Annotated in this window: 16 protein-coding genes and 1 other annotated feature; of the genes, 6 read left to right on the top strand and 10 right to left on the bottom strand. The window is 53.1% G+C overall.

Translation table 11 applies throughout. The annotated features are described in order from the left end of the window. Positions 1-154 precede the first annotated feature (154 nt). The 3 genes from E1757_RS07680 to E1757_RS35705 form a co-directional block, all read right to left on the bottom strand. Positions 155-2,101 carry a stalk domain-containing protein gene (locus tag E1757_RS07680; RefSeq protein ID WP_165971996.1) on the bottom strand — a complete coding sequence of 649 codons (1,947 nt, stop codon included), beginning with the start codon at positions 2,099-2,101 and terminating at the stop codon, positions 155-157. 73 nt (positions 2,102-2,174) lie between these two features. Further along, positions 2,175-3,962 carry a copper amine oxidase N-terminal domain-containing protein gene (locus tag E1757_RS07670; protein WP_133226330.1) on the bottom strand — a complete coding sequence of 596 codons (1,788 nt, stop codon included), beginning with the start codon at positions 3,960-3,962 and terminating at the stop codon, positions 2,175-2,177. Positions 3,963-4,129: 167 nt separating this feature from the next. Next, positions 4,130-4,276 (bottom strand): hypothetical protein, encoded by a 147-nt coding sequence (locus tag E1757_RS35705; RefSeq protein ID WP_165971995.1) that lies wholly within the window; start codon positions 4,274-4,276, stop codon positions 4,130-4,132. A 174-nt stretch (positions 4,277-4,450) separates the two neighbouring features. On the opposite strand from E1757_RS35705, the gene E1757_RS07665 reads away from it, so the two are divergent. The 4 genes from E1757_RS07665 to trpS all read left to right on the top strand — a co-directional run bounded on the left by E1757_RS07665 (position 4,451) and on the right by trpS (position 7,795). Next, the gene (locus tag E1757_RS07665; RefSeq protein WP_133226328.1) at positions 4,451-4,636 is read left to right on the top strand and encodes an aspartyl-phosphate phosphatase Spo0E family protein; all 186 of its coding nucleotides are present in this window, start codon (positions 4,451-4,453) and stop codon (positions 4,634-4,636) included. Positions 4,637-4,808: 172 nt separating this feature from the next. Further along, positions 4,809-4,997 carry a hypothetical protein gene (locus E1757_RS07660; protein ID WP_133226326.1) on the top strand — a complete coding sequence of 63 codons (189 nt, stop codon included), beginning with the start codon at positions 4,809-4,811 and terminating at the stop codon, positions 4,995-4,997. A gap of 97 nt (positions 4,998-5,094) precedes the next feature. Then, entirely contained in the window at positions 5,095-6,273 is a 1,179-nt protein-coding gene (locus tag E1757_RS07655) for a M20 family metallopeptidase (protein ID WP_133226324.1), read from the top strand. Between the two features lie 91 nt (positions 6,274-6,364). After that, positions 6,365-6,646, top strand: a binding site (T-box leader). Positions 6,647-6,805: 159 nt separating this feature from the next. Beyond that, positions 6,806-7,795, top strand: coding sequence for a tryptophan--tRNA ligase (gene trpS / locus E1757_RS07650; RefSeq protein WP_133226322.1), 990 nt, complete (start codon positions 6,806-6,808; stop codon positions 7,793-7,795). A gap of 167 nt (positions 7,796-7,962) precedes the next feature. On the opposite strand, the gene E1757_RS07645 is transcribed toward trpS, so the two are convergent. From E1757_RS07645 to E1757_RS07615, 7 genes are all read right to left on the bottom strand, one after another. Beyond that, the gene (locus tag E1757_RS07645; protein WP_133226320.1) at positions 7,963-8,913 is read right to left on the bottom strand and encodes a nucleoside hydrolase; all 951 of its coding nucleotides are present in this window, start codon (positions 8,911-8,913) and stop codon (positions 7,963-7,965) included. A gap of 115 nt (positions 8,914-9,028) precedes the next feature. Next, positions 9,029-9,913, bottom strand: a complete 885-nt coding sequence (locus E1757_RS07640; protein ID WP_133226318.1) for a carbohydrate ABC transporter permease — start codon at positions 9,911-9,913, stop codon at positions 9,029-9,031. After that, positions 9,910-10,794: a carbohydrate ABC transporter permease gene (locus tag E1757_RS07635; protein WP_246079063.1), complete on the bottom strand. Its 885-nt coding sequence runs from the start codon at positions 10,792-10,794 to the stop codon at positions 9,910-9,912. The genes E1757_RS07640 and E1757_RS07635 overlap by 4 nt, the downstream gene beginning before the upstream one ends. A gap of 94 nt (positions 10,795-10,888) precedes the next feature. Next, positions 10,889-12,175, bottom strand: coding sequence for an ABC transporter substrate-binding protein (locus tag E1757_RS07630; RefSeq protein ID WP_246079088.1), 1,287 nt, complete (start codon positions 12,173-12,175; stop codon positions 10,889-10,891). 158 nt (positions 12,176-12,333) lie between these two features. Continuing rightward, positions 12,334-14,262, bottom strand: coding sequence for a hypothetical protein (locus tag E1757_RS07625; protein ID WP_133226312.1), 1,929 nt, complete (start codon positions 14,260-14,262; stop codon positions 12,334-12,336). A gap of 226 nt (positions 14,263-14,488) precedes the next feature. Continuing rightward, positions 14,489-16,033 (bottom strand): response regulator transcription factor, encoded by a 1,545-nt coding sequence (locus tag E1757_RS07620; protein ID WP_133226310.1) that lies wholly within the window; start codon positions 16,031-16,033, stop codon positions 14,489-14,491. Between the two features lie 14 nt (positions 16,034-16,047). Beyond that, the gene (locus E1757_RS07615; RefSeq protein ID WP_165971994.1) at positions 16,048-17,844 is read right to left on the bottom strand and encodes a cache domain-containing sensor histidine kinase; all 1,797 of its coding nucleotides are present in this window, start codon (positions 17,842-17,844) and stop codon (positions 16,048-16,050) included. Between the two features lie 414 nt (positions 17,845-18,258). On the opposite strand from E1757_RS07615, the gene pyrH reads away from it, so the two are divergent. Together pyrH and E1757_RS07605 are read left to right on the top strand one after the other, a co-directional pair. Beyond that, complete coding sequence (pyrH, locus tag E1757_RS07610) at positions 18,259-19,011, top strand: UMP kinase (protein ID WP_133226306.1); 753 nt, start codon at positions 18,259-18,261, stop codon at positions 19,009-19,011. A 168-nt stretch (positions 19,012-19,179) separates the two neighbouring features. Continuing rightward, positions 19,180-20,397, top strand: a complete 1,218-nt coding sequence (locus E1757_RS07605) for an MFS transporter (protein WP_246079062.1) — start codon at positions 19,180-19,182, stop codon at positions 20,395-20,397. The last annotated feature ends 18 nt before the right edge of the window (positions 20,398-20,415 follow it).

The following is a 20,415-nucleotide window of genomic DNA, read 5'->3' as shown; positions in this document are numbered from 1 at the left end:
TTTCAAAGGATGCGACGAAGCGCATCATCCTCAATCCATGTGCAAAGGCTAACCGGTAATTGTGGCTGACCTAATCATACGAAGACGCCTCCAAAGCCGCTAGCGCAGCGGGAATGGAAGCGTCTTTACATGCAATTTTACGCGGCTTGTCGGCTTACTTGTTGTCGAGCGGGTAAAAAATGAGATCCACCGGGAAAGCCGAACCTGCCGCAGGCGTAAATTCGATGTCCAGGCTTGGCTCGGTGCCGTCCGTCCTGGCCAATATCGTATAGCCTTGATAGTCATTCATAATGCCGGAAGGAGGCGCCTGCACGATTTTGCCGTTAACCTCGAACGGCCCTCTGAATACGCCCCCGCGCGGCAGCAGCAGCACGGCCATTTTGCGCGGCTTGTTGATATGAATGCTGTATACGACTCCGTAGTTGCCCAGGTTCAACGATTCCTTTTTCATAAACAGGTCATGACCCGTTACGAAAGCATCCGTCGCCACATCGCCGATCCCAAGGCTGGACGGCTTGCTGAGTGAGCTCGCATCGACATTCCAGCTTATATCCGAGCCACTGAAGGTGCCTCTGACATGGCCCGCGAAATCCAGCTGCCGATACATCCCGATCGAATCCACATCCGCACCGGCATCCATCGCGACAAACGAGAAATATACGTCCCCGTCGGTTTCCACATCGTAGATAACGTTCATGCCCTGACCCGGGTAAAATTCCGGCATTTTTTTATAAAACGCCGTTTGCCCCGGCTGCAGCACCATCGTTTCCGGCGTCATCCGGCTTTGCAGAAACTCGATGGACGCCTCATTGCCGATCAGGTTCGCGTAAATCGACGGATTTACTTCCCCTTGGCGCGTCGTCGTAATCCGTACAGGCGTCTCCATATTCGCATTGCGGGCAACGATCGCAAACTGTACCTTTTCTTTCATCCCGTTCACATGATCCGCATACAGCCTTGCTTTGCCGTTCACTTTTTCCTGGTATAAAAAGCCTTTCTCCTCGAACGTCTCCGGGCTGTCGCTCACAATCAGCGGCCTCTCCTGCGACAGATGAGCGGCATTGGGCAGCTGCGGGATACCGCGCAAATAGCTGCGCAGCGTCTGCTCCTCCTCCTTGACGAACGTGCCGACCGGCTCATGGTACACTTTAAATTCAAACGGATCGAGATACGGCTCGTTTATGATTTCGACATTATGGGAAAACACTTCGCTTTCCGTCCCCTTGTCGTCGGTCACCTTCAACGAAACCTTAAACAGTCCCGGCTCGAAGATCGCTTCCGCCTTCCCTGTCCAATTCGTACTTTTGATGGCGTCGCCGTCCGGATCGTAGCTCAGATCGGTGTACAGGATCGGCTCGCCGAGCCGGTATTTCTCTTTGTTTACCGCGAACTTCGCAATCGGTCTTGCATTCGGCATCGTATCGTTGTAAAAGCCGGCTTTGCCCGGCATCGCCACATACAGCAGTTCCAACCGCTCCAGCTCCTTGCTGGCGGAAGCTTTAAAGCCGATGTACCGGTTTAACCAATTCAGCTCGATGTACAGCCGGTCGTTTTGCACAAATGCCGTCTCCCCGAATTCCTCTTTAACACCGTTGACAAACAGGCTGCGGCCGGATAATTGAAAGGACAAGAAGCCCGACGGCGTTGTAATTTGCACACTGCCGCTTTCTGCGTCCCATTGCACGGGAATGCCCAGCGTTTCCGGGAGTACGGCCGCCGGGATGTACGATTTATCTTTAAACTTCAATGCAGGGGCAGGCAGCTTGATGGATCTGCCGTTAAGATAGGCTTCGCCTTTGCCGAAATACATCAGCAGCGATCTGCTTTGCGGGGCCGAGGCCGCGTCAGGAGCGGATGTTTTGGCAGCTGATGAATTGTCTGTCGTCGTCTTGGCCGTTGCCGCATTGGCAGTCGATGCATCGGCTGCCGGCTTATCGGCTGCGGATGTTGCCGCGGCAGGCGCATCGGCCGTCGGCGTCTCGGCTGCAGGCATTGTCGCAGCTGTCGCTTCCGCCGCCGGTGTCGCTGCGGCTGCGGTAAGGGAGCCCGCCCACACAAATAGCGCGGCCAACCCTAGGGTCAGTTTATTGAACACGAACATTTCGCTCTACTACTCCTTTGGTATGAATTAAAAATGAAAAATAAGTTCGTAAACGATATGGGCCCGGTTTGCTTTATTCGGCTGCCGGCCGCAGCGGGATCAGGACGAGATCAACCGGAATTTGACTGCCGTCGGCGGCCATCAGCTCAATCACGGCATTTTTCTTGGCCAGCGACGTTCGATGTATAATCAATATATCGTTGGAAGTCAATCCGCCGGACGGACCGGCAACCACATTGCCGTCGACGCGGATCGCCCCCTGGAAATAGCCGCTGCGCGGATGGATCGCTACCGTTGTCGGCCGGCCGGTTTCCAGCTCGAGCCGATAGTGCACACCGGCAAACCCCGGAGCCGGCGCCTCCCGCTTATTCAATGCATCCGTACCGGCAATCGTCGCTTCAACTGTACTGTCTCCGAACCCGATAGCGGTTGGCGCGGTCAAAGTGCGCGCATCCACCTGCCAGCCGACTTCGGAGACGGGGTACGTTCCGTTCCCGCTCTCTTTCAGAGCAATGGTCCGGTAAGAACCAAGCTGGTACAGCTTGTCCTCCGGCTCCATCAGCACATAAGAGACGGTTACAGCGCCGCTGCTCGCCAGGTCGTACAGTCCTTGAAACGCTTGACCGGGCGCTAGCACCGGGCTCGTCTTGTAAAACACCGCAGCTCCGGGTTCAATCGACAGCTCATCTGCGGCCGACCCGCCTGCAAGAAACGTTTCCAGCGTCTTCTGCGCTCTAAGCGGAGCATACACCGAAGGCTGCGACTCCGCCAATTGCTGCGTGGTCACCTTGACCGGCTTCGTCGTACTTTCATTTCTGAGCACGACGGCGATCCGGGCCGGCTTGTCCAGTCCGTTCGCGTATTGCAAAGACAAGCGGGCTTGCTTGGCGATAGTGTCCTGATACAGATAGCCTTTTTCCGTTACAGGCTGTGCGCTGCTTCCGCGGATCAGCGGGCGCTCGGTCGACTGCCTGACCGTCACCGCATCGGCACCCACGCTTTTCACGCTATCCAGCCAGGCCGCCTTCGCCCTCGCCGTCGTTCCGGCCGGTTTAAAATAAAACGGATATTCATCTTCGCCGACATAAAGCTCATCCCGTACTTTCACGCTTTTCGAGAAAGGCTCGCTGCGATTGCCGTGACCGTCGCTCACTCGAAGCGTTACCGTATAAACGCCGGGCTTGAAGTAAGCCTCCTGCTTGCCTGTCCATTCGTAATCGGGCAGCCCTTCGGCGTCCGGATCGTAGCTCAAATCAATAATGTCCACCGGCTCACCTAGCCGGTATTCCGATTTGCCGAATGCAAAAATTGCCGCCGGCTTCGAATTCGGCTGAGCGTCGTCGCCGCGCAGCTGAGACTCTTGGTACGGTCCTGACGGCTGCCGAATAAAGTTGGCCACAACGCTCTTTGTCTCATCCTGATAACGAAACGGAAGATTCGCATAGGGAGCCAGCCAGGCAAGCTGAACGAGCAGCTTGTCGTTGCGAATGACGGCAACCGAATCAAACGGGATCGAGCTGCCGTTTACCTTTATTTTATTGTTCGGAGCGTCAAACTCGATGAAGGCTTTAGGCGCCACGAGACGGATCGTGCGGGTATCGCCATCCCAGTCCAATGACAGGCGCAGCGTATCGGCAAGCCATCTGGCAGGCGCATAAAATTGTCCGTCGATCATGGCCGGAGGCTCGTCAAGATTAAAATTTTGCCCGTTAACGGACGCTTGCGGTTGATCGGCGAACAACTGCAACTGCATCGTCGTTGCGGATACAGCCTCGGCGGCGCGGGGGATTAGCAGCCCTGCCGCCAATGCTGTGCCGAGCAAAGCGGCCGGCTTCACGGCTGCGGATAGTAAACGGCGCATAAAAATCGGTACTCCTTTATGTATGATTAATAATATAAATAATTAATGCAGCTAATATCCAACGTTTGCCACATTGAAATAGTACCATGAGCGAATTCGACAAGTCCATACAAATGCAGCAAAAACCGCCATACGTTACGTAATTGGCGGTTTTTGGTTTCAAAAATTTATTGGGGATTCGTTTGCTTCGATATTTCATTCAAGCTGGCCGGACGTCCTGCCGCTTTGTCCGCATGCATGATGGCCTCTTCCTCGGTAAATTTATTTTCTTTAAAATTCGGGTTGTTTTTTGTGTTCGCTTTTCCGCTATCCATGCTGACCGTTCACCTCCCCTGCGATTATTATTTCTGGAAATCATGCTTCTATTCGGCACAATGTCACAAAAATTTTATATTTTCAATCGACAAATACTTACATTTTTCACAAGAGATTCATATTATAATTGGGCTTCGTCCCGGTAAAAATGCATATGAATGGGGTTGTACAAGATGAAGCATCCTATCCATGAAGAAGCAGCTCTTAAATTGCATCTGGAACAAATGCAGCGAAAGTTGTACAAGCTGGTCGAGCAAAAAGGAACGTTTCTCGCCCCTGAGGTTATAGAGCTGAGTCAGGAAATCGACAGCCTGATCGTGACGCTGCAACGCAATATGCGCAAGCAATCGAGCCTATGATTGTACCGTAAATAAATTTGTTTTCTCCGTCGTTTGCCCTTGAAAAACATGACATGATGTGTTATATTGAAATTAAGCAATATCAAGGCTTTCCGCAATTTTGATCCTTCACTCGTAGCTAAAATCCCCCTATCTTGGTGCAGCAAAACGATCATGTAAAGGAGCGATGACAATGACTTACGAGGCACAAAACCGGCAGGAGAAAACAATCTCAGTCGAGCTGACGTTGAATGAGGCGCTTGCGTTAACCGGTGTTCGTTTTCCACAAAATCATCAGCTGGAAGTTGAAGTAATGCAAAAGATTAAGCGTTCTCTCGAGGATCAATTTATTCAAAACAACAACCGTAAAACCATTCAATAAGCTAGGATAACCCAAAACCTCTGCCGCTCCGTTGAGCCGTCGAGGTTTTTTTGTTTATAATGAAATTATGATCGCAGCAAGCAAGGAGGGCCCACGCATGAAAACAATAATCAACTCCACAATCGACAGGCAAGCGCAGCAATGGATTGCGTTATCGCGGTTTATCGGAGAAAACCCGGAGCTCGGACACGAGGAGTGGAAAGCGTCCGCCCGTCTCATGGAACAGCTGCAGGCACACGGCTTTCAGCTGCAAAATCCCGTATTGGATTTGCCAACCGCGTTTATCGCCACTTATCGTGGCGGCAAGCCGGGGCCGACAGTTGCGTTCCTGTGCGAATATGACGCACTGCCCGAGTTGGGCCATGCCTGCGGCCATCATCTGATCTGCGCAATGGGCGCCGCTGCGGCAGTCGCTTTGAAATCGGCGGTCGACGAGCTGGGCGGAACGATTCGCGTCTACGGGACGCCGGCGGAAGAAACCGCGGGCGCCAAAGTGCCGATGGCGGCGGCCGGCCTGTTCGACGACGTCGATTTTGCGCTAATGGCGCATCCATACCATGCCTATGAAAAATCCGGCCAATCGCTGGCCATGGATGCGCTTCAGTTCGAGTATTTCGGCAAAGCCGCCCATGCCGCGGCAAGTCCTTACGAGGGCGTCAACGCTTTGGACGCCGTGCTGCTGCTGTTTCAATCGATCAATCATTTGCGTCAGCAGCTCAAAAGCGATGCGCGCATTCACGGGATCATTACGGAGGGCGGCAAAGCGGCCAATATAATACCCGAATATGCGGTTGCGCAGTTTTATATCCGTTCCGCAAGCCGGCCTTATACGGACGAAACCGTGCAAAAAGTGCTCCGGTGCGCAGAGGGAGCCGCATTGCAAACCGGCTGCACTTTAAAAACGTCCAACTACGAATTTTCCTATGACGAGCTGATCACCAATGAACGGCTGTCCGGACTATTCACCCGAAATTTACTCGACCTGGGCGTCAAGGAAGAAGAAATCCGAACCGGCAAAGACCACGGCTCGCTTGATCTGGGCAATGTATCGCGGCGCTGCCCGACCATCCACCCTTTCGTCAAAGTTATCGATCAGAAGCATCAGCTGCATACGAAGGAATTCCGCGATTTGGCGATGTCCGACCGCGCTTTCCAAGGCATGCTTCTGGGGGCCAAAGCGCTTGCCGGCACCGCCTGTGACGTCCTCGCCAGCCCTCAGCTGTTAAACGGCATCAAAGAGGAATTTGTCCGGTCTGTACGCCATACTCAAACGTAAGCAAGATCGGCGCGGGCATCTATTTTTGTAAAAAGCGCTGCAAAACCGGCTTGACGCTGCCGGATGGTTCACGTATACTACGATTCATAACGAATCGACGATGATGAAGGGTAAGTAGTCGTTGTTCCCGGGATGCAGAGAGACGGTGGCTGGTGTAAACCGTTTCCCGGCCGACGTACGAATGGACTTCGGAGTTGCTTTGCCGAACCGAGCAGCAGTAGGCGAAGCCGGGTTTTCTCACCGTTACCAGGAGAAGCGTATCGAAAGCGTCTGTATGACAAGCTTAAGTGTCTGGCCGTCTTTCCGTACTTGCGAGTGCATCTTCAATGATGGAGATGAATAAAGGTGGTACCACGATAACCTCGTCCTTTGCGTCGAGGTTTTTTTGCGTTCAAGAAATTACACGCAGCAGTTTCCCGTGGATAATCTGGGGCTTTGTTGCGTTTTTGAAAGGGGGTGATGGCCATGGAGGATGGCTGGTGGTGGCGATGCAGTCGTCGGTTAGTCAAATTACAAATCAGGAGGCAATCCCATGAACGAAAGAGTACTTACCGGAGACCGGATTACCGGCAAGCTTCATCTTGGCCATTACGCCGGAAGCTTGAAAAAACGCATCGAACTTCAGCATCAATATGAATGCTTCGTCTTGCTCGCCGATGTGCAGGCATTGACTACCCATTACGAGAAACCGGAGGTTGTCCGGGACAATCTGCGTCACGTTGCGATGGACTACTTGGCTTGCGGCATCGATCCCGAGCGCTCCACCCTGTTTATCCAATCGATGATTCCCGAGATCGCCGAGCTGACCGTCTATTTCTCCATGTTCGTCACCGTCAACTCGCTGCGGCATAACCCGACGATCAAATCCGAGGCCGCAGAACGGGGTTATAACGAAATGTATTACGGATTTCTCGGTTATCCGGTCAGCCAGGCGGCGGATATCGCGATCTGCAAATCAAGCCTGATCCCCGTTGGCGAAGACCAACTGCCTCATATCGAGCAGACGCGCAAAATCATACGGCGGTTCCATCAGCTGTACGCCCCCGTCTTCCCGGAGCCGCAGGCGCTGGTCAGCGATATTCCGCGGTTAACCGGACTGGATGGCAGCGCCAAGATGAGCAAAAGCCTGGGCAATGCCATTTTGCTCGATTCGACCCGTGATGAAGTGAACGACAAAATTCAGCGAGCCAAAACGGACCCCGCCCGCATCCAAAAGCATGATCCTGGACATCCGGACATCTGCACCATTTATTCGTATCATCAAGCCTTCAATCCCGGGCAAACGAATGAAATACACGCCGGCTGCACCGAGGGGAAGATCGGCTGTAAAGACTGCAAGCTAACCATTGCCGGGCGAATCAACGAGCTGCTGGAGCCTATGAGGGAACGCCGCGAGACGGTCGGACGCAATCCGAAGCGGGTCGACGAAATTCTCATGGCGGGCACGGAGCGGGCCAGACAAACCGCCAAAGAGACGATGGGCGAAGTCCGCGAAGCGATGAGCATCGATTATTTCGGTTGAACATCGATTACTTTAATTAGTGCGGTGCGAAAGACGAACCTGCCGGCATAAAATTTGCATGAAACATTCATATAGTGCGAATCCCGCGCAGCAGTTATTCCAAATAGCAGCAAGTCCCTCAGACGAAGCTGAGGGACTCTTTTTGGTTTGAAGCGAAAACCAGCCGGCTAAGGGCAAAGCGTGTCCATCAGCAGCTCCAGTACCTCCTGATCGTGTATGCCGACCGTAATGTCCACATTCGGCTCGCCGTCCGGTACCGGAACCGTTACGCCGCGGGTATACTGTCCCCTCGTCTCGACCCGCACCGCCATCGGCAGCGTATCGTACAGGTCGCGGCGGAAGCTCCAGATTACCGGCGCAATGTCGAACATGACCGGCCCCGGTTTATGCGCTTTATATGGCCACCAAAGATCGATGCATGAGGTTAAAAACCGGCAATGTCCGCTGTCATGTTTCCGGATGCGCTCGCACAGCTCCTCGGTAATAACGACGCGCCGGGTAATATCCCAGGTGCCGAGGAACAGCGGAACTCCCGATTGAAAAACGACCTCCGCCGCTCTGTCGTCCCAAGTAATGTTGTGCTCCTGCCGGAACCCGCGGACCTCGCCTCCCATCATTGCGATCCAGCTCAGCTTGGAGGCAATGGAGGGCTTGCGGTGCAAGGCGGCCGCCGCATTGCTGAGCGGTCCCAGCGTGATCAGACCGATTTCCCCCGGAAGCTGCTCAATCGTTCGTATGATCAGCTCCACGGCGTCTTCCGGTTCGTCCGCCTCATGGTCCTGCGGCTCGACATCGGACTTCGGCTGTTCGGACAAGTCGATATCCGCGGCGGCCGCATGGTTCAGCACGTAGCCGTTGTTATCGGTCATTTTTTGCAGCTCCGCTTCGCTTAAGCTCCGCATCGGCAGAGCGATGCCCGATCCTACGGGGATGTGCGCTTTTCCGAAGGAGCGCAGCAGTGCACGGACAAGCCGGGCTCGCCGTTCGGGAAACGTCGTCACGGTCGTAATCGCTTTTACATCCAGCTCCGGACGGAGCAATGCGAAGGAGATGGCTAGCAGGTCGTCGATATCGTCACCCGGATCCGTGTCGATAATGACATTTTGAGTGGGTTTCATCAATGCGTTCACCTTACCTTATTTGAAATGAAAATAACTGATGGAATCGCTGCTATGGGAACAATCAGCGGATGATTAGACGGCAGTCCGCCGCAAGCTCCGCCTTCCCATTGCCCTACCCTTTCAGGGCACCGCTCGTCAGTCCCGAAATAATATGCTTTTGCATAATCAAATAAAACAGGACGGACGGAATTAAAATGATAACCATCGTCGACAGCATAATCGGCCAATCATTTGTAAATTCGCCGACGCCTTTATAAATTTCAAGCACGAGCGTCATCGACTTTTTGGAATGAAGAAACAAGTACGCAAACATGAAGTCATTCCAGATCCACATCGATTCAAATATAATAACCGTGACCGTAACCGGCTTCAGCAGCGGAAATACGATTCTCCAAAAGCTCTGCCATAACGAACAGCCGTCGATCGTAGCGGCCTCCTCCAATTCTTTCGGTACCGTACGCATAAAGCCTTGATACAAAAAAAACGAGAACACACATTGCGCCGAGTAAATGAGCATAACGCCGGCGATCTGGTTGACCAGCTGCAAATGTTTAATGATGATAAATAAAGGAACCATCGTCGTATGCAGCGGCACCATAAATCCGATCAAAAAATAGGCCAGCAAGCTTTTGGTCCAGCCGTTTTGCAGCCGTGCGACCGGATAGGCGGCCATGGAACCGAAGATGACGATCAAGGTGACCGACACGGCCGTGATGAGCAGCGTGTTCGTAAAGGACACGGATAAATCCATCTTCCGGAACGCTTCCGTATAGTTGGCCAAAGTCCATTGATCCGGCAAAGTGAGCGAGCTTGCCGCAAACTCGGTACGCGGCTTAAACGTATTGACGAGTACAAAATAAAACGGAAATACGGCGATGGCGGCGATAACGAGCATCGCAAGTTCCATCCATATTTTCCCATAATTCTTTCGTCGTCCCGAACCTGCCGTCATTCGCAAGCGGCTGCGTTGAGCTTTTTCCGGCATGACGTCACTCATTCCATCCGCTCCTCTCTGCGCCTCATGATGATATGTTGAATTCCGGCAATGACGAAGATGATCAATATAAACAGAACCGCCATCGCTGAAGATCTTCCGACCAGCTTGTCGTTAATCCCACGCTCGATAATGATTTGGGTCAGAAGCGTCGTCGCGTTGCCCGGGCCGCCCTTGGTCAGCGCAAACGGCAGCTCGAACACCTTCAAGCTGTCGATCGTCGTCAGCATGACGCTGATCGTCATTGCCGGCGCCAGCAGCGGAAACGTAATGTAACGGAACTGCTGCCAGCGGTTCGCGCCGTCGATATTGGCCGCCTCGTAATAATCTTTGGAAATGCCCTGCAAATTGGCGATATAAATACAGCTGTGCCAGCCGGCCAGACGCCATACGGATACCATAATTAACGACACCATCGCCAGCTTATAATCCGACAACCAGTCCACCTTCTGAAGCCCGATGCCAAATAGCAGCTTGTTCAGTACGCCGTTTCGAGTCGGGTCCAATATGAACAGCCATATATAGCCGATAATGAGGACGCTCGGTACGGAAGGAAAAAAGAAGACCGCCCTTAGCAGGTTTGTTGATTTCAAAGCGCTGTTCAGTACGAGCGCCAGCGGGATTGCGATTAGCGTGATCAACAGCGTGTTAAAAAAGGCAAACACAAACGTATTTCGAAACGATTGCAAAATGGCGTCATCCTGAAAAATCGCGATATAATTTTTGAGTCCTACGAATTGAAATGCGGGAGCATATCCGTCCCAGTTTGTAAACGAATATCCGAAGCTCATCAAAAGCGGAGCTATGCGGATCAATGTATATACGGCAAAGGCAGGAACAATAAACAGGATGCACTGCAGAATGAAGTTTTTCTGCCTTATCAAGCGGTTCCCTCCCTCCATGCTGCGGGCCCAGCGACTTATGTCAGGAGCCCGCAGGCAATTAGTTTTGCGGATTCATCGACAAACCCGGCACCTGCTATTTATTGCTCAAATCTTTACGCTTTTTGTCCATTCGTTTCGGCACGTCCTCCGGTTTCGCTCCGCCGGCAAGCACATCCTGCGAAGCTTTAATCATTTCATCAAGAATGGAGGCGGACAGCTCGCCGAAATAATTTTGCGGCAAATAAAGACCGATTTCATTATTTGAGTACATGCGGTTGAATTGCTCCATGACCGGGCTCACTTCATATTTGACTCCGGGAATTCCGACCATCTGTCCCGTCATTTTCTGATAAGGGGTAATCCCCACCTGCGTGCCGATAAAGTTCAGGAAAGCAAGCGCTTCCTCCTTATGCTTTGTTTTCGCGCCGACCGCGATGCCGACGTTCACCGCGCCGTACAGTACTTTGGTGCCCGGCTCCGTACCGACCAGCGGGAAAATACCAACCTGCAAATTCGGATTCGCTTTCACGATTTTACCCAGATGATCTGCGTTTCCGACCAGCATCGCAACCTTTTCGGCGGCAAAGTCGTTGATGAACTGCTCGGAGCCTACGCCCAGCAAATCTTTGGAAATGAGCCCCGATTGGATGATATCCCGGTTCCACATTTGAAACGGGGCCGTCCATCCGTCCTCGTATTTCTTCTTGCCGTCAATAACCTCTTGATCGAACGCCGGATTTTTGGCAATGACGTCATTGATGAAAATACCGTTGGCCAAAGTCCATAGAAACGTCCCGCGCTCGATAAACGGCGTCATCCCCGCCGCTTTGATTTTTTTCATCACATCCACGAACTCGTTCCAGGTTTGCGGAGGCTTGACCCCGGCTTGCTCAAACTGCTTCTTATTGTACAAAATACCGCCAGCCCAGGCGTCCGGAGCAAAGCCGAACTGCTTGCCGTTGTATTTGTACATCTCGACATTGGCTTTGTTCAAATTTTTGAATACCGGTTGGTCGGAGATGTCCATCGCATAGCCGTTTTTCATCAGATCGAACTTGTTTTCGGCGCTCAGATAAAACAAGTCCGGCGTTTCTCCGGCCACCGTCAGCACCTTCAGCTTTTCGTTGTAATCTTTGACCGGTGGCGCGAATTGCAGATCGATTTTAATGTTCGGGTATTTCTTGTTGAACTCGGCGATGACATCCTTCATACTGTCCGCGTTGTACCACGAGAGAAACGAAAGCGTCACATCCTTCGGCTTGGCTTCGCCCGATTCGCCCTCCGTACCGGCCTGGTTTTTCGGACCGCCGCCATTGGAGCTTGCGCAGCCCGACAATACCGTCACAGCCAACAAGCTTGCCGCAGCCGCAGTGGCTACCATTTTTTTCAAATCAATCAACCCCTTTTCAAATATGTATACTGCTCTTTAACTATAAAAAAGATTGTTGCTATATAAAATGCTATAAACTATCATCTTTTGCGCTTTATTCTTCCCGCCGATCTGCATATCCCGCAACCGGCCGCCCGTGAAGCTCCGACTCATTCGCAAAAATCGGACCATTGCCGCGAATGACGGAGCGCTTCGAGCCGGAATGCGGTCGGCCAGGCGACCAGCCACTGGGATACGCCGTAATAGTTTCCCCACCGCGTATGCCAGCGCGTATGGCAAAAGCCTTCGTCCTGTCCGCCTGGCGGTCGGACGGGGCCGTCCATACGGAGCGAGCCATCGGAAATAACCGCGGTCGCATTCGCCCAGGCGGCCTGCGCTCTTTGCCGCCATGTGTAGTCGCCGGTCCACTGCGTCAGGCGCAGCCATTCCGGAACGATCGCAACGGCAAAATGGTCGATATGATGATGCTGCGCGGACACGGTCGTCCCGCCGAACGTGTCGTAGCCGAGTCTGCCGAGCGCCGAATCCTCCGGAAACGGGACGGTATGATGCATTTGCCAGCTGGCGATGTATCGTGACGCTCTGACCGCATAGTCCAAATACGCGGGCTTTTGCGTCAGTTCGTACAGCTCAAGCCCTCCCCTGAGCAGCGGAATGGCCGATTCTTTGTCAATGCAGTAAGTATCCAGCGCTCCCGCCGTCGAATAGCCGTTGGCGATGAACTCGGCGATGTAATAATGATAGCCCCGGAGCGCACCTCCCAAGTAGCGCTGCTCCTTCGTGGTCCGGTATGCTTCGAGCAGCGCCGGCACCAAATAGCAGCCGATCGTGCCTTCCGGGTCGGCCGCGGTCCCGTCGTTGAACCACGATTTGCCGAAACGGCCCGAAGGGGACTGTGCGCGCAAAGCAAAATCGCAAATGGCGAGCGCGATCTCGGTATAACACGGACGCTTGAGCCCGCATTGGGCGGCGAGCCGCTGCGCTTCGAAATACTGCAAGGCCGCTGTGCTCAGGTTGCAGGCATCCTGTACCTCATCGCCGCTCTTGGCCGTATCCAGCGGATAACCGACGATATGCTGAAAGTGGCAACGGAACAGCCCGTTCGACTGCGGGGCATGCTCGGCCCAGCAGTCGAGCGCCGCAATGCCTTTCTCCAGCGATATACGACTTCCGCCCCGCACATAATCGGCGAGTAGCGAATTGGCAAGCGATGCGTTCTGTCCTACCCAACCGATCTCATACGGCCAATCGCGCTTCTGCCGCCACTCGCCGTCATCCCGGTGGAGCCCCCAGACGAAGCCCCGGAATATCCCGTCCTCCACCCATAAATAATCACGCGCAAACGTAATCCCGAGCTCCCAGATCCGCTCTGGCTCATGCCAAGCTCTAACCGGATGGCAGCCGTGCTGCCAGGCAACGCGCAGCAGCTTATGCCAGCCATGCCTGGCGAGCTCGACCGGCTGCAGCACGATATAAGCGGCCGCTTCCAGTTGGTCTCCGGGCCGGACATGCAGCATTTGCCGGTAAGGCTCCGCATATCCGTCCCTGTATGCATATACCTCCGGCCCTTCCTCCTCCGGCCAAATGAGCCGATGCACAGTTTCGTCCTCCCCGATCACAATCGAACAGGCGCAGCCGATGTCGGCAGGCCTGTCGTTAAGCCGTCCGGAGACAGCAAAGAGAGCCGCCGAATCGGCAGGCCCTTCCGAATATGTGGCTCCGGCTATCGTTGTCCGGTGCGAAGCAAACGACCAGTACTGTCCGTTATGCGCCGCGCCTTTCGGTTCTTTCCCGCAGCCCCATCCGTTGCCGTTATACGATACGCCCGGGATCATCCAATACTCGGGCTTATATGGCATCGCCAGCTCCATCGTCAATCCGCTTACGACTTTGTTAGCCGAGCCCGTGTACACAAACGTTCGCTCCCAGCGAAATACGCCAGGTTCCGTCTCTATGATCCGGTCCGTGTATGTAAAATCGGGGTCCTCCGGCGGTTTGATCGAGGCCAAGCGCCGTTCCCCCGCCCACAATTCGTAATGCTCTCCTTCTGCTGCCATCCACCGGTAAGTTGCGCCCACAGCCTATTCCCCCCGTTATGTCAAATCAGCCTCGCAATAAAAGCCACCTCTAAGACACGAATGTCTCTTCTTTGAAAGGGCTTCGTTTGGAAGCTTTTCTTATTGTACAAACACGGAAGGACGGATGAAATGCGGTAAATGATCGTTTGTTGCTATATATTAAGCAATCATGAAGCAGCGGAATGAATCGGGTCATAAAGCGGCAGAGCGCTGCAGACTCCGTTGCTCAATTGCGGTGAAGCTTGCGGTATTGGGTGGTTGTCAAGCCTACCTGCTTGCCGAAGGTGCGGCTGAAATGATACTCGCTGCTGTATCCGATCAGACTGGCGATTTCAAAATTCGTTTTGTTCGTCTCCCGCAGCATTTGCTTGGCCAGCTCGAGCTTCAGTTCAATCACGTAGTCCCAGAAGTTTTCGCCGGTCTGTTCTTTATACATTTTGGAAAAATGATTTTTGCTGAGTCCAACATGGTCCGCCACATCCTGCAGATGAAGCTGCTCCTCGTGAAAATGAAGCAGGGCGAATTCCTTCGCTTTGCGGATCACCGCGTAATTTTTATTGCTGTCGACCAGCGAGCGCAAAGCCGATCCACTCTTGACGATAATCTCCTCCATGGCCCGCTTTAACGACTCCCAGCGTCGGTATTTCCGGACGCCTCCCGATAGAAGCGGTTCGAACATTGATCCGAACTGCGGGTCGATCGCTGTAAACACTTCATGCAATAAATCGATGAGCTCGACACAAAACCGGTACATATCCTCCGGATTTACGCGATTTTCTCTAAAGCTGTCCATCGTTTGCTCCAAATAACGCTGCAAAGAGCCTATCCGGCCTGATTGAATATCTTCGCTGATTTCCCGTTTTTTCTTGGCGAAATCGCCCGCATTCCAGTCGGGAAACGGCGGCTCGCCTTCATATAAGGCAACAGAAGCCGACGACGTCCGGTAAAAACCGGCATGCAGCGCTCGAACAGCCTGCACATAAGCGAGACAGAAGTCCGACAGCGCGATAACAGATTGGCTGATGCCGCATGTAAGCCGCTGCCCGTAACGGCGCCGGCACTGCTCGTCCAGCTCCATCATCGTCGCGACCACGGTTTGGATCGCGGTTTCCTCCGCCTCATACACGATCGTCAACGAACCGCCGCTTTTATCGCTCCGGATTGCGACGCAGCCCGGTTGCTGCCTTATTGCAGCCTGCAAAAAAGCCGCAGCCTCGCTATCGCCCGTCGGGTCGTTCCGTTCAGCTTCATAGGCAAGGCAAACGAGACAAAATGGCTTGATGTCCGCCAACTCATCGGCGGCCAGCGGGAGCGGGACGGCGTCCGTCGACGTCTCGGCCCAATGCAATAGCTTCTGGTACCGGAGTTCGATCATGGAGCGGCTTTTCGCCATTTCCGACTGCTGCTCCTCCTTGATCGCCAACAACAGCTCCTCTAACTTCATTTCGTCGATGGGCTTGAGCAAATAAGCGTGAATCCCATATTCGATAGCCTGTTGCGCATATTCGAATTCCGCGTATGCGCTGAGAATAATCATTTTGACGCGCGTATTCGATTTCCGTACTTCCTTGATGAACGCAATACCGTCCATCTCCGGCATCCGAATATCGACCAGAATGACATCGGGGCCGATCCGGCGGTATAACGCCAGTCCTTCCGCGCCATCGTAAGCGGTGCCTGAAATCGTGTAGCCTAAAGCTTCCCAATCCAACACCCGCTTGAGCAGTTCAATATTTGTTGCTTCGTCATCGATCAATATAATATTCAGCATCGGTTGTCTCCCGTTTAATGATTTGCGGCCGGATCGCCATTTTCCCGCGGCAGCGTCAGCTTGACCTCTGTAAAGACTCCTTCTTCGCTGCGAACCGAGATGCCGTACTCGGGTCCGTATTTCAATTGAATCCGCTGCCTGACGTTCAGTAAGCCGATACTGTGATCGTCCTGCTCGGCGCTCAATCGTTCGTTTAATTGCGTTACTTGCTCCTTCGTCATGCCGGTTCCGTTATCCCATACGATAATTTCGACGGAGGAGCCGTCTTCACTGCAGCTGATCCGGACATCGATGCGGCCGCCGGATTTGGTTTCGCGCAAGCCGTGAACAAGACCGTTCTCGACAACCGGCTGCAAAATGAGCTTCGGCACGCGCATCCGCGAAACTTTCGGGTCCATGTCGCAAGTAAACTCGAATTTCCCGCGAAACCGCCGTTGATAAATATCGATATATTTGTTGATATACGATATTTCCTCCTGAAGCTCAACCGGCTCGTTGCGGCCATACATCGGATATCGCAGCAGCTCGCCCAGCGTCGTGATAAGCAGGCTGACTTCCTTGTGGCGGCCAAATACAGCTTCCGCCTTCACGAGCTGGAGCGTATTGTACAAAAAATGCGGATTGATCTGATTTTGCAGCTCCTTCAGCTCCGCTTCCTTCTGCTTCAGATTGGAAACGTACACATCCTGTATTAATTTATTAATTTCAAATACCATGCCCTCGAACCGTTGGCCGATGACCGCTACCTCGCCATGCCCGTAATCGACTTCGCGGGTTTTGAAATCATGCGTCTGCACTTTTTTCATCCGGTCAATCAATGCTTTGATCGGCTTCGTAATTTGCCTGGATACGATAACGGAGATCGCAACAATGAGCAGTACGCCCATTGCGAGGATGAGATACGTAATCGTCCGGTTTTGACTCGCCGCTTTCGTAATATGAGCGTACGGAATGTCACCGACCAGCAACCAGCCGGTCACTTTCGATTGCGTGCGGATGATCAGCTTTTTCTCGCCGCCGTCCGTCATTTTAAAAGATCCGGTCCGATCATGAAGCAGCGGCTCAAGCAGTTCGCCGCCGATTTCCGTGCCGATTTTCCTGGGGTCCGGATGGACAATAATTTTGCCCTGCGGGTCGACCATATAAATATAGCCGCCGGAGCCGAGTGAAAGCGATTGAAAAATTTCGCTGAATTTTTGCAGATTGATATCGCATACGACATAACCGAGCACGTTCCTGTTTTCCTCGATCGGCAAAACCGCAGATACGACCTTGTCTTTCGAATAGGCGCCGACATAATAGTTGCTCACATGCGTCGTAACGAACTGAATGCCTCGCTTGTCGCTGCCGACAACCGGCTTCATCCATTCGGACTCGAGAAACGGAAAGCCGCGGGAAATTTCATCGGCCAGCGTAATATTGTAAACAACGCCGTTTCGGCTTACGAGAATAATGTCTTTAATATACGATTTAAACTGGTTAATATTTTGCGTAAACTCGTCCAGTATGCGCTGCATGCTCAACCGGTCCACCCATTCGGCATCCGCATAATTCGTCAATATGTTCAATACGTTCGGATTGCGTGCGATCATTATCATGGGCGTCTTCATATCGGAAAAGTAAAAGTCGGCGTTAATCATCGCCTGATCCATAATTTTTTGCGTGTCCAGAATCATCTGCTCTTCGAGCGCGTGGGAAGACATCCGGTATGAAATCGCTCCGATTATGACAATAACGATGATAAACAGCGTAGAGAAATAGACGATCATTTTATTGCTGATGGAGTGGATTTTCAAACGTTGCAGCTTCAATCCAGCCAGCCCCCCGTGTCCTATAAGCGGTTTTAAAGAAATTATAGCATCCTCCGGATTGGACGGACAGCTGAAATGTCGAATTGCGGCGCTTTCGGTTCCCGCATTCGCCATACAGTGGAAAGTATTGCCATCCTCTCCGGTTTCAGGTATTGTATAAGGGAATCAACTGGAACCTGTGAAAGGAGCGAGCGCTATGAAGCCGATGTTTAAACCCGTCCGGAACGCATATGCCGCTCTCCTCTTTTCGTTTTTTATGAAGAACTAAAGCATCCGCTGCTTTAGTTCTTTTTTTAAGTTCTAAAGCAAGCGCAGCTATTTATACTTGCTTCGCACAATGTTGACAAGCATGCCTATCCCCTAAGGACGGCAAAGCTTTTATCCTTTACAATTATAGCCGGAGGCGATCCAGTTATGAGAGCATACAAACGGATTATGATCAAATTAAGCGGCGGTGCAGTTGCCGGCAGCAGCGAATTCGGCTTCGACCCGACAAGACTGGAGCATATCGCCAGGGAGGTGTTGTCGGTGGTGGAGCTTGGCATCGAGGTATCGATCGTTATTGGCGGGGGCAATATTTTTCGCGGCAATATGGCGGATTATTGGGGGATCGAACGGGCCGAGGCCGACAATATCGGCACCTTGGCCACCGTCATCAACAGTTTGATGCTCAGAGGCGTGCTCAAACAAAGGACAGGCAAGGAAGTGCGGGTCATGTCCTCCATCCCGGTCAGCGCGGTTGCGGAGCCGTACATTCGTCTGCGGGCGATCCATCATTTGGAGAAAGGGTATATCGTCATCTTTGCCGGCGGCAACGGCCAGCCTTATGTTACGACGGATTACCCTTCCGTTCAAAGAGCGCTGGAGGTGAACTGCGATGCGATTCTTGTTGCCAAACAGGGCGTTGACGGCGTCATGAATAGCGATCCGAAGCAGGACGCGAATGCGAGAACCTACGTGTCGCTGCCTTACAACGAAGTGCTCGGCAAAAATTTAAAGGTCATGGATCAATCGGCTTTTATTTTGGCCCGGGATTTCAAGCTGCCGGTGTTTGTATTCAACTTCGATAAGCCCGGAGCGATGAAAGCGATATGCGGGGGACTTCCCGAAGGAACCGCTATTTATGACGGCGCGCCTGTGCAATTGACGGATCGGGGCGGCGTTTGACCCGCTTGGACTTTCGACAGACAGACAGGCAGGCAGGCATCAAAAATCCAAGCGGAATAGTTGAATATTTTTATCGGGTTTAGCTAACCTTACCATCATCGGCAATGGTTGACCGGACCGCCGGAAGCATTGGCTTTCCATAATCGTCAGCAGAGGTGGTTAGCTTCCATGGAAGCAGGAAAAGCAGGCGCACTTCTCTCATTGTCCTCGGTTCCGCTTATTATGACGCTGGGAAATTCGATGCTGATCCCCATACTTCCCGCGTTAGCCGAAGAGCTGCAGGTCAGTCCGTTTCAAATCAGTCTGATCATTACCTTATACTCTTTGGTCGCGATCGTCTTGATCCCGGTAGCCGGCTATTTGTCGGACCGGTTCGGCCGCAAAAAAATATTGATCCCCGGTCTTCTGCTGGCGGGTGCGGGCGGCGCCGTATGCGGTTTGGCTTCGATACTGCCTGGTAACGGCTATCACATCATGCTGTGGGGCAGGCTGCTGCAGGGTGTCGGGGCTGCGGGTGCAGCACCTATCGTTCTCCCGTTGGTCGGAGATTTGTTTCAGCAGGAAAAAGAGGTGAGCGCCGGGCTCGGCGTGATCGAAACAGCCAATACTTTCGGCAAAGTGTTAAGCCCGATTGTCGGCTCATTATTGGCGTTAATCAGCTGGTACACCCCGTTTTACGCGATTCCCGCACTTTGTCTGCTGTCCGTTCTGCTCGTAGGCATCCTGGTGAAAGCGCCGCGAAAGGACAAGCCGGAGCCGGTCGTCAGCTTTGCCAGTTTCCGGCGGTCGATCCGCGAGCTGTTCCGGGAAAAGGGCAGCTGGCTGGGCGCTGTGTTTGCCGCAGGCGGAATATGCATGTTCGTCGTCTTTGCCGCATTGTTTTATTTGTCCAATTTATTGGAGGACCGTTACGGTATTAAAGGCGTTTATAAAGGCTGCCTGCTGGCGTTCCCGCTCGCGGCGCTATGTCTTTCCTCCTACGTGACCGGCAAAATCATCGGCGAAAACAAGCCGTTGATGAAATGGGTCACGTTGGGCGGACTTGTTGTTATGAGCGTCGCGCTGCTCATATGCGGATGGACCGAGCCGGAATCGCTCATTTATTTGCTGCTCCTGCTCGGCTTGGCCGGCATCGGCATCGGGGCCTCGCTGCCCAGCCTTGACGCGCTGATTACGGAGGGAATCGAAAAGGAGCAGCGCGGCACCATTACCTCGATATACAGCAGCATGAGATTCATCGGGGTAGCCGTCGGCCCGCCTGCCGCATCGCTGCTGATGAATATGTCGAGCCGCTGGCTGTTCTATCCCATTAGCGCCGCCAGTGCGCTGGCCGCCCTGCTTGCTCTGCTGGCCATCCGGCCCGGCAAGCAAAAAGCGCCGGCTTGATTCAACCTCGTCCGATTG

Origin of the sequence: Paenibacillus piri (assembly GCF_004354045.1) — a bacterium.
Lineage (GTDB): Bacteria > Bacillota > Bacilli > Paenibacillales > NBRC-103111 > Paenibacillus_S > Paenibacillus_S piri.
Note: the sequence above shows the minus strand (reverse complement) of the source record. Positions and strands in the feature narration are given on the sequence as shown.